8 protein-coding genes and 3 pseudogenes are annotated in these 14,595 nt (G+C 32.1%); 6 read left to right on the top strand and 5 right to left on the bottom strand.

Annotated elements, in window-relative coordinates; genetic code table 11:
• Positions 1 to 195: 195 nt before the first annotated feature.
• From AACL09_RS05765 to recG, 4 genes are all read left to right on the top strand, one after another.
• Positions 196 to 840 carry a phosphatidate cytidylyltransferase gene (locus AACL09_RS05765; protein ID WP_339047676.1) on the top strand — a complete coding sequence of 215 codons (645 nt, stop codon included), beginning with the start codon at positions 196 to 198 and terminating at the stop codon, positions 838 to 840.
• The gene (gene rnhA / locus AACL09_RS05760; protein ID WP_339047674.1) at positions 837 to 1,286 is read left to right on the top strand and encodes a ribonuclease HI; all 450 of its coding nucleotides are present in this window, start codon (positions 837 to 839) and stop codon (positions 1,284 to 1,286) included. The genes AACL09_RS05765 and rnhA overlap by 4 nt, the downstream gene beginning before the upstream one ends.
• Positions 1,287 to 1,294: 8 nt before the next feature.
• On the top strand, positions 1,295 to 4,153 hold the full coding sequence (locus AACL09_RS05755) for an AsmA-like C-terminal domain-containing protein (protein WP_339047672.1): 2,859 nt from the start codon (positions 1,295 to 1,297) through the stop codon (positions 4,151 to 4,153).
• Positions 4,154 to 4,221: 68 nt separating this feature from the next.
• On the top strand, positions 4,222 to 6,279 hold the full coding sequence (gene recG, locus AACL09_RS05750) for an ATP-dependent DNA helicase RecG (protein ID WP_410519837.1): 2,058 nt from the start codon (positions 4,222 to 4,224) through the stop codon (positions 6,277 to 6,279).
• A 56-nt stretch (positions 6,280 to 6,335) separates the two neighbouring features.
• On the opposite strand, the gene AACL09_RS05745 is transcribed toward recG, so the two are convergent.
• Complete coding sequence (locus AACL09_RS05745; protein WP_339047668.1) at positions 6,336 to 7,058, bottom strand: ankyrin repeat domain-containing protein; 723 nt, start codon at positions 7,056 to 7,058, stop codon at positions 6,336 to 6,338.
• 114 nt (positions 7,059 to 7,172) lie between these two features.
• Between AACL09_RS05745 and priA the strand changes: the two genes are divergently transcribed.
• Positions 7,173 to 9,128: a primosomal protein N' gene (gene priA, locus AACL09_RS05740; protein WP_339047666.1), complete on the top strand. Its 1,956-nt coding sequence runs from the start codon at positions 7,173 to 7,175 to the stop codon at positions 9,126 to 9,128.
• A gap of 47 nt (positions 9,129 to 9,175) precedes the next feature.
• On the opposite strand, the pseudogene AACL09_RS05735 reads toward priA, so the two are convergent.
• From AACL09_RS05735 to AACL09_RS06560, 3 pseudogenes are all read right to left on the bottom strand, one after another.
• A pseudogene (locus AACL09_RS05735) lies at positions 9,176 to 9,943 on the bottom strand (IS481 family transposase); the annotation flags it as partial.
• 207 nt (positions 9,944 to 10,150) lie between these two features.
• Positions 10,151 to 10,886 (bottom strand): annotated as a pseudogene (locus AACL09_RS05730) (transposase family protein).
• A gap of 517 nt (positions 10,887 to 11,403) precedes the next feature.
• A pseudogene (locus AACL09_RS06560) lies at positions 11,404 to 11,538 on the bottom strand (transposase family protein); the annotation flags it as partial.
• 848 nt (positions 11,539 to 12,386) lie between these two features.
• On the opposite strand from AACL09_RS06560, the gene AACL09_RS05720 reads away from it, so the two are divergent.
• Positions 12,387 to 13,574, top strand: a complete 1,188-nt coding sequence (locus AACL09_RS05720; RefSeq protein ID WP_339047664.1) for an MFS transporter — start codon at positions 12,387 to 12,389, stop codon at positions 13,572 to 13,574.
• Between the two features lie 501 nt (positions 13,575 to 14,075).
• Here AACL09_RS05720 and AACL09_RS05715 read toward each other — a convergent pair.
• A complete protein-coding gene (locus tag AACL09_RS05715) occupies positions 14,076 to 14,234 on the bottom strand; it encodes a hypothetical protein (RefSeq protein WP_339047247.1) in 159 nt (52 codons plus the stop codon).
• Positions 14,235 to 14,595 lie beyond the last annotated feature (361 nt).

Below are 14,595 nucleotides of genomic sequence, written 5' to 3'. Positions count from 1 at the left end.
CTTATGACATAAAAAAAAGCTTTAAGTTGTTTTTAATAATAAATCCAACCGTTAACTAAAAATATAATAAATCAAAATCAGGAAAATTTGCGTTTTGCTATACTTTGCATGGTTTTAAACATATCCTTAATACAGTTTAGGTTATGATTCTGAGTTAGATTTTCAAAGAAACTTTAGAAACAAAGAGAGAGGAATATGATAAGTAATAACTTAGTTACTCGGGTATTATCATCTATAGTTATGTTGGTGATAGTGTTGCTTGCCTTATATTTTGGAAATTTGTCATTCTATTTGCTTATTTTATCTATAGCTGTTTTATCTGCTTTTGAATGGCATGAAGTTACAAAAGGCAAAAAAAGACTATATCCTTTAGGGTTGATTGCAATTGCACTGCCAAATGCGTCTTTGATATACTTGTACAACTTACAGAACGGAATTATTCTATTGCTTTGGCTTGTTTTTAGCATTTGGAGCATTGATACTGGAGCTTATTTTGTTGGTAAAAGCTTAGGAGGGTGGAAAATTTGTCCAATGATAAGTCCAAATAAAACTTGGTCTGGGCTTGCTGGAGCTATTCTAGCTAGCATTGCTGTAAGTTGCTTAACATCAATATTCTTTAGATTATTTACAATACCTCACTCTCTCATTATAGGTTTTGTCATTGCAATAGTTGCACAGCTTGGAGATTTTACTGAATCCGCAATTAAAAGGATTTGTGGAGTAAAAGATACTAGCAACATTATACCTGGACATGGAGGGCTGCTTGATCGTGTTGACGGTTTTATATTTACTGCACCTCTTGTCGCTATTTATCTTAAAAATTTCTCTAGCTTATTATGAACGATCAAAAAGAAGTCACAATATATACTGATGGTGCCTGTTCTGGCAACCCAGGACCAGGTGGATGGGCAGCTATAATATTGTTTAATGATAAAAGAAAAGATATTTGCGGAGGAGAGGAAAATACAACAAATAATAAAATGGAATTAAAAGCAGTAATCAGTGGCATAAAGGCTCTAAAGACTCCTTGTAGAGTGAACATATATACTGATAGTACTTATGTTAAAAATGGAATAACGGAATGGATAAAAAAATGGAAGATAAACAATTGGAGGACATCTAAAAATCTCAAAGTAAAAAATTTAGAGCTGTGGATGGAATTAGATGAAGTAACTACAAAACATAGTATTAATTGGTATTGGATTAAATCTCACGCCGGTCATAAGTATAACGAGGAAGCTGATTGCTTAGCACGCAAGGAAATTTATAACCTTCAAATAACTTAAAAAGTTTTATGAAGAAAGTTTTTGCATTATTGCTATCTATAATAATCATATCACTTCTGAGTTGGTGTACATACTTATATATCAAAGACAAGAATGACATAGCTATTAATATAAATTACGTCAACTTTCACATAAAGAACAAGTTGCTAAAAATATTCCCTGATTCACAAATAAACATTCACAATACAAAGTTAATATGGCAAAAAAGTGATGAAAAATTGTACCTATTGCTTGAAGGAATAGCAATAAATAACCAAGATACAACTATCGAAATACCTAAGGTGTTTTTATTTTCAAAAGCGGGTTTGGCATTTTTGTTTGATAGCTCTAACATTGCTTTGGTGTCAGTGATTGATCCCTATATACTCTTGGGTAAAAAGCACAGCAATCAGAAACATGATATTGTAGCGCAAGCTAGAACATTTTTTAATAATATGCCGCTTTGGATGGAAATTAAAGTAAATGGGCTTATCATAGAGAGAGAATTAGCAGGTAAATTAAATATAAATGAACTTATAATAGATAAACAAAAAGAACGTAATATAAGCACCATCAGTGTAGTTGTAGATAATAGATCTGAAGATGACATGCTGATTAACTTGCGTGCTTCTGAAGACAATAATCACTCTATAACTACTTTGGTAGAATTTTCAAATTTAAATATAGGATTGCTACTAGATAGTGTTGTTCCTACTCTTAGCGGTAAATTCTCTGTCAATATCGACAAGAAAGATAAAATTACAGATGGTCAACTCAGTATTTGGAAAGCAAAAGGAGCAGTAAAACTCCATTCAGATTTAGAGCCTATAAACTTAAATAGCGCAAACCTTAAGCTAAGATATAGCCAAAATGTTGCCGATATACAGAGTTTGCGTGCACAGATAGATCAAACAAATCTATTATTAAGTGGTGAAGTTAATACTGAAACTGAGCAAATTTCACTTAAAGCACAAATTGATAAGGTGCCTGCAAAGAGTTTATGTTCTTACTTTCCCACATCAATGAATTTTAAGGATTGGTATTGCAATCATATAACGGCAGGTGATGTTTTAAGCGCAGCTGTAAATCTAGAAACCACAATTTCAGATATCATATCAGGCCAAAGTCTAAAGAATATTGATTTGAAAGCTAATATAAAAGATGTAACTGCAAAATTCCATGAAGATTTTGAGTCAATAAATCATTTAGATGGTAACATATCAATACAGAATAACAATTTAAAGGTTGCTGCAGATAAAGCTCAGTTTCAAGGTTTTACCATTAGCAGTGGAAATATGGAGGTCAGTAATTTAGGTAAAAACGATCAGAGGATAAACATTCATGGAAATGCAAGCAGTGATGCCTATGAATTATTTGAGTTATTTAAGATAAAAGAGATTGCTAAAGTTGATAGAGGGCATGTACTAGGAGAAGCAAAGTCAGAGTTTAACTTTAATATCAATGATGCAGATGGACTTGTTGCTAATTTAGCATCAAAAATAGATAATTTATCAATTTCTAACGATTTTTATGACCTATTTGTCTCTAGTTATAATTTTGATCTAAGTTTTAATGATAATCTTGATATTGATTTTAAAAGTCATGGTTTGATGTATGACAAACCAATGCAGCTGAATGTAAATGGTAATTATGAAGCAAGCAATAAATTAAGTTATGAATTTTTAGGCAATATCTCTCCTAGAAACGCTAAAAAGTTTACCAAGTGGGCAGAGATGGATGGCTATGTGAATCTTAATTTAAAATCTCGGTATGACGAGCATTTAGTTATAGAGGGTAAAGCAGATCTGTCAGAACTTGAGCTTAGTATAAGTAGCTTGGGCTGGAACAATGAATCAGAAGATCATAACATAATTGATTTTACAGCAGAAATAAAAGATAAAGATGATATTTTTCTAAAGCATGTTCATGCTTATGGTGAAGATTTAGATATTGAATTAAACGGGAGAATCAATAACGGTTTATATCTTGATTTTGAAAATTTTAAATTGCTAAATAATAATCTTAAATTGCAAATACAGCTTAATAATGATCAGAGTACATTCAACATTAGCGGTGAAAGTATAGATTTAAGTAATCTTCGTGCTTCACTTGGAGGTGGTAGTAAATTACGCAACACGAAAGTTACTATGAATGTTGATAAAATGATTATGAAAAATGATGTAGTAATAAATGATGCAGATCTAGATTTTAATTGCATTAACGATAATTATTGTAATGGTAAATTTTCAGGTCTACTACCAGATGGCAGCGATGTAGTAGCAGAATATAGCAAAATAGGCCTTGAACTTTATGCAGACAATGCTGGCTTATTTTTAAAAGCTCTAAATATTGCTAATACGGTAAATGGTGGTAAGTTATCGTTTTATCTTTCTTCAAAGTCAGAAAATAAAACAGCATACGGCATGGCATCTCTGAGTGATTTTTACATTGTGCGTACACCAATACTGGCAAAAATATTGGCACTATCTTCATTACAAGGAATAGTTAATACCCTTAATAATGATGGGATATACTTTCACGAATTTGATATACCGTTTTCATATGAAGGTGGCATCATTAATATTGAGGAGTCATGGCTCGAAGGTTCAGAGCTTGGTATTAGTGCAATTGGTAAAGCAAATCTTACAGATCAAACATTTAACATAAAAGGACAGATAATTCCAGCATATGCACTAAATAAATCGATATGGAAAATACCACTGCTAGGCAAACTTCTAACAGGTGGTAAAAGCAGAGGGGTGATAGCAGTTGACTATAAGATTAAGGGTAATGAGCAAAAAAATGATGTGTCAGTTAATCTAATATCTGCTTTAGCTCCTAACATACTTAAAAGAGTATTAGAAGCATTTAATCATTCTCGTAAATAAAAAACAGATTAAAAAAATTGATGCTTTCGGTCTGCATTTTATAATCTTATAAAAGTTTTTAAATGCTAATGGATAAGAAAAGCTACATTTTTTCTGACATTATAAATTTACCAGGAATAAGTAAAATAACGCAAAAGATATTAGGTAAACTATGTGGTGCGAGGATAATAGATGTACTTTTTTTCCGCCCTTGTCGTTATATAGATAGGAGGAATCATCCACTGACTGCAAAATCAGGTGAATATGTTACTTTTACTGCTAAAATTAACATGCATAAGCTTCCCACTGTGAAGAATAAACCTTATAGAATAATCTTAGAACTGGAAGGACAGCAGGTAACATTAATTTTTTTTCATTATTCGGTTAAATATTTAAAACAAGCTTTACCTACTGGTAAGGCATGTGTAATTAGCGGCAAGCTTGAGACTTTTTTAGGGCAACTACAAATCACACATCCAGATTACATATCGCTTGACATTTCCAGCTTTGATGAGGTTTGCTGTATAGAATCAATATATCGCTTAAGTCGTGGCATTACCAGTAGAAAGATCTCAAAGATTGTTGCATCAGCACTTAAGATTATGCCTGAGTTTCCTGAGTGGATAGACGGTAATTTTATCGAAGAAAAAGGATGGTTAAGTTTTAAAACCAGTTTGAGCAAATTGCATAACTTAGATTCACTAGAAGAGATGGAGATGTGTCGCTTAAGGCTTGCATATGATGAATTTACAATTCAGCAAATAGCATTAAGAGTTGCAAGATATAAACAAATGAAAGAAAAAGGACGAAAGTTTTTAGTTCGAAATAAATATAAAGACCAAGTTATGAGAAGACTGGAATTTGAACTTACGCAAGATCAAATCAGAGCAATAAATGATATATCAAATGAGCAACAGTCTCAGCATCGTATGATAAGGCTTTTGCAGGGTGACGTTGGTAGTGGTAAAACGGTAGTTGCTTTATTTGCTATACTAAATGCTGTTGAGAATAATTGTCAGGCGGCACTTATGGCACCAACAGCAATACTGGCAGAACAGCATTATAGTTGGTTTAAAGAAGTATTATCAGGAACTGATATAAAGATCACTTTACTTACTGGCAAAATCAAGCAAAAAGAAAGGAAAACAATAATGCCTGCTTTGCAGGACGGTAGCTTAGATATAGTTATAGGTACTCATGCTTTATTTCAAGAAAGAGTTAAATTTAAAGACTTAGCATTGGTTGTAATTGATGAACAGCAAAGATTTGGTGTAATGCAGAGAAATAGCTTAATTCAAAAAGGAAATAATGTAGATATTTTATTTATCAGTGCCACGCCAATTCCAAGAACGTTAAGGCAAGCATTGTATGGGGATATAGAGCACTGCAGCTTAAAAGAGAAACCAAAATGCAGAATGCCAATCAGTACTGTAGCAACGAATATAAAAAAGACATCTAGTATAATATCAAGTCTAAAGCGAGCAATTGATTTAGGTAAAAAAGCCTATTGGATTTGCCCATGTATAGAAGATAATGAATCCTTAAGTGTTGCAGCAGCAGAGGAGCGTTTTGCTCAGCTGCAAAAAGTATTCAAAGAAAATAATATAGGATTAATACATGGTCGCTTAGAGCAAAAACAAAAGGATGAAATAATGCTTTCTTTTCGCGTAGGTGAAACTTCCTTACTTGTTGCTACAACTGTAATAGAAGTTGGCATAGATGTACCTGATGCTACCATAATTGTCATAGAAAATGCAGAAAATTTTGGTTTATCACAGTTGCACCAGCTTCGCGGTAGAGTAGGACGCGGTGATCAACCTTCTTTTTGTATACTTTTATATGATAAACTAAATAAATCTTCATATTTAAAACTTAAAACTATGAGAGAGTCGCAAGATGGGTTTTATATAGCTCAGCAAGACATGCTGCTGCGTGGTAGTGGAGATGTTTTGGGGATCAAACAGTCCGGGAATATAGAATTTAAATTTGCTGATATCTACAAAGACAAAGAGCTACTTAACAGAGCTTACAGTAAAGCTAAAAACATTATTGACAATGATCCAACATTAACTGAGATTCAGAATCAATCACTGAAAGAACTACTTAGTATCTTTGGCTATAATGAAGAATTTGAGTTCCTTAGATAAAACTCAATTCACTCAATCATCTTTCCAATAATTGCCTTTGAAATAGTTAAGTGCTTTTACCTTTTAATAACGGAGTGTAAGATGCTATCTATGCACATTTCCTTTAAAGTGCTAACTGGGCCATCAATATTTGGCAATGTTGCATAAGTAGCAACCGGACCTATCTGTGACTCTATCTCTTGTACTTCAGATAATTTGCATATATTATAATTAAATTTTTGTACTCTAACTTTTTCGTTAATATTTGAGTCACTATGAAATAAATTTTTTACTAAAAAGCTTTCAAAAGATAGTTGATATGGAGTTTCACCATCATTATTCTTAAGGAAAAGACCTGCATCATAGCTTATTAATAACTCAATGATAGGTAAATTTTCTTTTAATACTGCTATATGTAATGGCGTATTACCGTTATGATCAGATATATTAATATATCTCTTTGTTTTGAATAGTACCTTCATTCTCTTTATATCACTATCAGTCACTGGTATTTTCGAAGCAAGCTTGTGTAATTTACTACTAAGATTTAAAATAATTTCAAACTTAACATTATTGTTTATTAACAAAGTACCAAAATGTCCATTTTGAGACTTCATGTATAATTTTCTGAAAACTTCTTTATTTAATTTTTCAAAACGTCGTCTATCGTGTACTTCTATCTTGATTGATAAATCTTGCAGATTAGGTCTAATCTCAATTGGTTCAACTTTAGGGCTTAAACTTAACTTACTCTTATTCTTTTTTTTTGCAGCAAAAAGTTCAATGATCCTATCTAACATCCATTCCCCCTTCAGCTTCTTATCTTTGCCAACGATAAGTGATAAAAACTAAATAGTAAATAAAAGATTAATATTTTATAAAAATAAACATAACATTGTAAAAAAAAGAGGTCTATGACCATAATTGATGTACTACTACCCCTGCCAGTTAATAAGGCTTTTTCATATATTACAGATCTTAAGCTTACAGTTGGCAATTATGTTACTGTACCATTTGGTAAAAGATGTTTAGTAGGTGTAGTGTGGCAGCTTAGCAGTAGTGCCACAATAGATATTGATAAGCTCAAAACTGTAATTAACAGATTAGAAATACTCCCAATCAGAAAAGAGTTAATACAATTTATAAAATGGGTATCAAACTATAACTTAATACAGGTAGGTATGCTGCTTAAAATGGTTACCAGTTGTAGCCTTAAAAAAATAAACAATTTTGAGCGTGAAGAAAAACCTATCACATATAAAATGGATTGCAATTTGACATCTGACCAGCAAGCTGCAGCAAATAGAATAATTAGCAATTTCGGCAAGTATTCGGTATCATTGCTTGATGGGGAAACTGGCTCTGGTAAAACAGAAGTATACCTGTTTGTTATTATAGAGCTACTTAAGGTTAATAAAGATGCTCAAATTCTCATTCTTTTACCTGAAATTGCTTTAACGTCACAATTAATTAAACGTGTTTACAGTTATTTTCCATGTGATCAGGTAGCTGAGTGGCACTCTGATTTAACACCTAAAAATCGCATAAGAAATTGGACCAACATAACCTATGGAAATGTACAAATTATTGTGGGTACAAGATCGGCATTATTTTTACCTTATAAAAATTTAAGATTGATTGTAGTTGATGAAGAGCATGACTCATCCTTTAAGCAAGAACAAAGAGTAATATATAATGCTAGGGATATGGCCGTGGTTTTGGCTAAAATTGAACATATCCCTATAGTACTTTGCTCTGCTACCCCTTCGCTTGAGACAATCAATAACGTTCAAGAGGGCAGCTACGAGCATCTGCAGCTTACTAAGCGTTTTGGTAAGGCGGAGCTACCTCTAGTAGAGATTGTTGATATGCGTACATGCAAAACACAAGGCAAATGGGTATCATTTCAACTCTATGAAAAAATGCAAAAGACTTTAGCAGATGGTAATCAAGTAATGCTTTTTTTAAACCGCAGAGGTTATTCTCAGCTTATGCTTTGCAAAGCATGTGGTCATAGACTGAATTGTCCGAATTGTTCCACTTGGCTTATAGAGCACAAAAAGCAAAATATTTTGCTATGCCATTATTGCTTGTATAGATTAGCTATTCCCAAAGCATGTACTAGCTGCAAAGGCCAGCTGATTTCATATGGAATAGGGATTGAAAAACTTTCTGAAGAAGTATTAAAGCTAATACCAAACGCTAAAATAGCAACTATCAGCAGTGACATCAGCAAAAAAGCAGCAGATAACATTATTGATTTGATATTAAAAAAAGAAGTCAATGTCATTATCGGTACACAGATGATTGCTAAAGGGTACAATTTTCCTAATCTAACTTTAGTGGGAATTATTGATGCCGATTTTGGGTTGGATAACGCTGATTTAAGATCAACAGAAAAAACATATCAATTGTTGCATCAAGTATCTGGTAGATCCGGAAGGTTTGAACAAAAAGGGTGGGTAGTAATGCAAACCTATAACCCAGAAAGCCCAATTATCAAAGCTATGCAGCATTACAGGCGTAACCTATTTTATAAACTAGAACTTAAATCAAGATATGATGCCAACATGCCACCATTTAGCAGGTTAATTGCACTCATTATCACTGGCAAAGAACAAATAAAAACGTTAAAGTCAGCAGAAAATATAGTAAAGCTAATCCCTCAAAATGACAATTTAGTTGTGTTTGGCCCAACTCCCAGCTTTATGAGCTTTTTAAGAGGAAGGTATAGGTATAGAATACTGCTAAAAGTGAATGACAAAAAAGATTTAAAAGTACAACAAAATCTAAGGAGGTGGATAGAAGATTGTGAATTATCATCTAGCATAAGAATTATCATCGATGTTGATCCAATCAACTTTATGTAGTTAGGTGCTCGCCTTAGCTGTACCAGACACCACTTAATCTGACAGTGACGAATTAACTGACAGAAGAATTTAAATATACTATCAGAATCCTGATTTAATATTTTTCTAAAAAGCAATATATCAAGAAAAGTTTGCATTGGCGTTTTATCATAGCAATATTTGTCTGATTGTTTCGTTGTAAGAACGCAACCAACATCAATTTGTAGGTCTTCTAAAGAACTATATTTCTAAAGATGATTTGCATAGTTTTGTGAAGCATATGCCATTAGTTTGCAGAGTTAGTTCTGGAATGATCAATGTTTTCAATTCCCAAATAAAGCATGGTTTTCCGGCTTACCGCAATATTCTGTACCTCTATCAGTCAAAATGCGCAATATCAAAGAATGGCTATCATTTAGCAAGAGGTAATTGCTGTCTTATCGACTTAGCAAACGAGAATAAGTATCGATAAAGGTCTAGCTGGTAAATTCGCCCATTATATTACCCACGTAATATGTATCCTGAGAACCCAGATAACCTGAGTATCAATTTCACTATCTTTGTTCTTTCACTTTTTCTAAAGCTGTTAGAATTATTCCATCTTTTTGCTTCAAGCGCCTTAAGCCTTTTTTTGAAAGTTTCAACTTAGCCATACATCCACCTTCAGATATTATTTTTTTCTCAGCTCATTTTTTATATGCTGGAAATTCTGTTGCTATACAGATCTTTCTATGTCTTCCGAAACTCTGTTTGCAAACTTTCTTACTTATCTCATCTCCATTTTCGTATAACTCCTTGAAGCGATAAAATTTGAATATCCCATACGCTTGTGACACATTTCCTAGTTGTTTTGCTAAAATCCTAATTTTAGTATTTTTTTTGTATTGTATTCATTTCTCTTATTTTTTGTTGTTTTTTTGTTCTAAGTGTCAGTTCAAGTTTTATTTAATACAGTTTACATGATCTTTCTTTTTCATTGGCTACCATACATAAAATTTTCAAAAAATGTGGTGTCAGTCTTTTGAATAGACCTCTTGCATAACTTATGAGATCAACTCTAAATTATAAATTCCGGAAATAAGATTGAACCTCAATCCAAAACGTTTTTGTCGATTTCGATATCTATCTGAGATGATTTTAAACCTTTTCAACAATCCAATCACATTTTCAACCACTTGCTAATAAGCTTTTGATTTTCTTCCCTTTGCTCTTTTGTTAGTTTTTCGTTTTCCTATATGGCAATTCAACGTTTTCATGAATTTTTTGCAAACCTCTATATCCTGCGTCTGCTAGCATCTTCATTTCTGGTAAAATACGCACTCTCGACTCCTTAAACATTCTAAAATCATCCATTAGAAAATTCTGTACATACTTGTTCTCTTTTCCTATTGTGTGCCGCTTTTTCTTTCCAGAATAAAATCTCTTCTGCTTTTTTTTGGCCTCTCTATTGCTGTTTCCGTGCTGTCCATAACTACAATTTCGTATTCTACATCACTTCTTTTTTTCGGCCTGGCAGTGCAAAATCCGGATTAAAATATCCTCTTAATGTTGCGGTAACTCGCTGATTTCATAACTCTTTGCAATATGAAAATATGTCCATTCTAATGACATCAGTAAGCGATCTTCCATACACTGTTTATTTGGCTTACCTCCTTTGGCTTTTTTCTTAACTTCTTCCTCTATTAAAATTTCTATCATTCTTTTGAATGTACTACACTTTACTCCTGTTAACCGACGAAACTCCTCATCTCCCAATCTGCTTATTTTTTCAAATCTTATTATACCTACTGTACCATCTTCAGCATGCTATAACCTTTTATATAGTTATGCAAGAGGTCTATTCTGATATTAACTATTTAAATTCTTCTGTCAGTTAATTCATCATTGTCAGATTAAGTCTTGTCTAGTACAGATTATGTTAAACCTCATTTTTCTAAAAATTACGGTAAACATAATTTTAAATATCTTTGAATCTTATTTTCCACTCTCATCCTAAACGACGCAAGCTATGATCCTTTTGCTCCGGGGTTTTTTACGGTATTTTTTATACTTTCTGCAATTTTTGCCAACCCTAGAATCAGCATATTTTATGCTATCTACTGGCAGAACTGTTTTCGTATCTTAAACACGATGAGATTTTGAAACCTTGTCCGTTTTCTTCATTTCGGTTTTTATGTTTTCTTTTTTCCAATTCCTTCTCTTTTTGCTATCTTTTGGCTGCTGTGTCTGTCACATCTACCAAAATATTTTTTCTGGTTTTGTGATCTTGATTTTTTTCGCTAACCCATTTTTTTTAGCAAATATTTGAATTGTGTAAATTAAACAAATAGCCCAAAAATGGATGCATTATATACGTTCGGTAGTATATTAACACACATAAAATTTTGTCTTCTAGCGTTTTAATGTGATTCCGTCGCCTGTTTTTTAACTTTTTCCCACTAACTATTTCGACTATTTTTTCGCATTCTGCTATTAGTAGACCTGTTAGTTGACGGAAAATGTATTTGCCACTTTTTCATAACTTCTGCCAAAACTGCTATTTTATATCTTTCTCTCTCTTTTCATACCTGTTTCCTCACTTTCTCAGGGGGTCTTCTGATGTTTGGGTTTAATTTCTCTAAATCTTCCATCTGTTGTTTTTGTTTTTCATTTAAGACAGAACTGACGTAAAATAAACAAATTAAACGTTCTGGCTCCCTTTTAGCCCAATTATATAACCTTTGCTGGTATGTTGGTATTAGTCAGTGGATGACGACCACCTTCTAATAATGCTAGATCTTTCACTATCCACTGCATAAATATTGGTGTGTTTTCTGGTAAATACTTATCCTTATTTTTAGCTTAGATTTTTTCTAAGAGTTTAGGTAAAATTTTATCATATTCTTGAGTATTCATTGTTTGTTTTGTGGTGTTACTTTCCATTATTTTTCCCTCTACATAATATTAATTTACAAATAATTATATTGAAATTTCCTTAATTAAATCTTTTTTCTAGCTTGCTAAGTAATGTGAATAAAGTTTAGAGAAGCCAGATAAAAGCCTCAACAAAAGCCCCTAAAACTTTAGCAGAATCTGCATGAAATCCTCCTAAAATTCTTGGTTTTGCGAAAAAATATTTAGATAAGTATCGCTAAGGATTGAATAGTATTTTATTTACTAAAATCTTAAAAAGAGTTAAACATTAAGGTTAAAATAAACAGTAACTAAGTGCAAGATTACCAAATTAAAAAAGTACTGCTATCAAGTTTGTTGTGCAAACTGATGATATGGTATGACTTTATGCTTTTTATTGATTTAATAAATTTCATTAGCAATGAATTCTTCCCTAAAGTAGGAATTTATCAGAATTTATTTAAATTATTTGGAATATTTGCACTTAGTACCATTGCAAAACCATTTGGTGCTTTTATATTTGGCTACATTGGTGATAGATATGGAAGAAGAGTTTCATTATTTATCTCTATTCTACTTATATCTATTCCTTCTAGTTTTATTTCATTCATCCCTGGATATGAAAAAATAGGTATATTTGCATCTATATCAATTATTTTAATTCGAATAATGCAAGGAATTGCGTTTGGTGCTGAACAAGGAAGTCCTATTTATTTTATAGAACACTCAGCTGATAGAAAAAACCTAGGCATGTTTTATGGAATAGTAGGCTTAGGTAAGTCTTTGGGAATTTCACTTGCTGCAATTACAATAATCCTTTGCAAAAAAAATACTGACTTTAACACTTGGGGATGGAGACTACCTTTTGTTCTTTGTTTTGTTTTGGGACTCATAAGTGCATTTAGTAGGTATAAACTCAAAGAAACTTTGGCATATCAAATTAACAAAAGTAAAGATAATCTATCTAAAACACCAATCTTTGAACTTATAAAAAATTATAAAAACACTTTGATATTAGCAATTTTTATATGTATGCCAATCAACCTTATCTCTGGTTTTATGACATTCTTTCGTGCCCTTACAAAAGAAAGAATAATGCATATATATGCTACTACATTTGTAAATGAAATCACTTTAATTATAGGTAGTATATTGATACAAATAGCTGCAATTATTTTTGGAATATTGTCTGATAAAATAGGAAGAGAAAAGGTAGCAATTTCATGTATCATAGTATCAATGCTCATGTGTTGTTCTATGCTACTTATAGCATATCATTGTAATAGCTATTTAATAATTTCATTGAGTATTATGGCTCTCTCTGTAATAGAAGCTGGCATTTCACCACTTAGTATAACTGTCTCTGAGCTATTTTCTACAAAAGTCAGATTTAGTGGTATTAACTTATCACGTAATATATCATCAGCTCTATTTGAAGGGCTGACCCCAATCATATGTACTTGGTTTACTATCAAATTTACTGGAGCTGCTGGATTTTATATGGTCTTGTGTCTTTTAATTGGTATAATAGCGATACTAAAAATAAAACCACAAGATAAAAAGTTTGATTGGTAAGATATAGCTTAATTCACAAAGGTAGAGACAAACCTAAGGAAGAAATAAACAGCATCAAAAAAATTATGTGAGATATTTTACGAATGTTGTGTTTAATCTTAAACCAAAAATTGGATTCAGATTATAGTTGATAAATACAAAACTCTACATCCAACTGACTCTTTCTCACTTTTGACGTTTTATGAAAACTTATATTGTCTAAAACAACGCTGTCCGCAAGCTTTTATAACTAACCCAAGAAAGATTTCCCTAATTCTTGAAACACAAAATTGATAGCAACGTTAATGTTTGGCCAAAAAGTTGGTAATGTTTTACTCACAGCGTGTTTTATGGCAAATCAAAAATGTTCTAAGACCCGGCGAATATGGAGGTAAAAACAGCGCTCTACATCCATCAATTAATTTTCTTGTTTTTAAGGATTTTGCATTATCAAATTTGTCCTGGTTTTAATACTGGAACAAGAATATTCTCGACTCAAAAATTTCACTGTTACAGTAACTTTCAAATATCATTGGCGCTACAATCCTTCCCTGATTCATGCCTCAATAATACTGATCCTTTTCTTCTTAAATGCAGATTTTTCAGCAAACAATCTCTTGCCTTTTGCAGCCCATCCATATGCATAAAATTCGTTATCATCAATTCATCTATGAATATCACATCTTCTTCTTTTACTTTAGCTATACAAAATTTTTACCCCATCTCTTTCCTGATACAGAAATTTATATGTTTAACCAACTTTTTTGAAGTAATTATATACTGTGCTTTTACACATGTTACCAAATTTTTCGATTATTTGGTCAACTGTAATATCCTGATTCTTATATAAAAATTTGTTAAAATTGTCTATATTTTTGATTTATTTCCTTTTTAAAAGCTAATTTCTCTCTCATCTTGCACCATCGGTATATCGTCGATATCTCTTTTGCTTGCTCATCTTTCTTTCATCTACCACTTTTAAAACTCGTTCTCTCAAATCTTCACTTTTGGCACTTTAACCCCCTTTTTTTACCTAATATAC

The organism is Candidatus Mesenet endosymbiont of Phosphuga atrata (assembly GCF_964020175.1).
In the GTDB taxonomy this organism is placed as follows: domain Bacteria; phylum Pseudomonadota; class Alphaproteobacteria; order Rickettsiales; family Anaplasmataceae; genus Mesenet.
The sequence above is the reverse complement of the archived record's forward strand: the minus strand, read 5'-3'. Positions and strand labels throughout refer to the sequence as shown.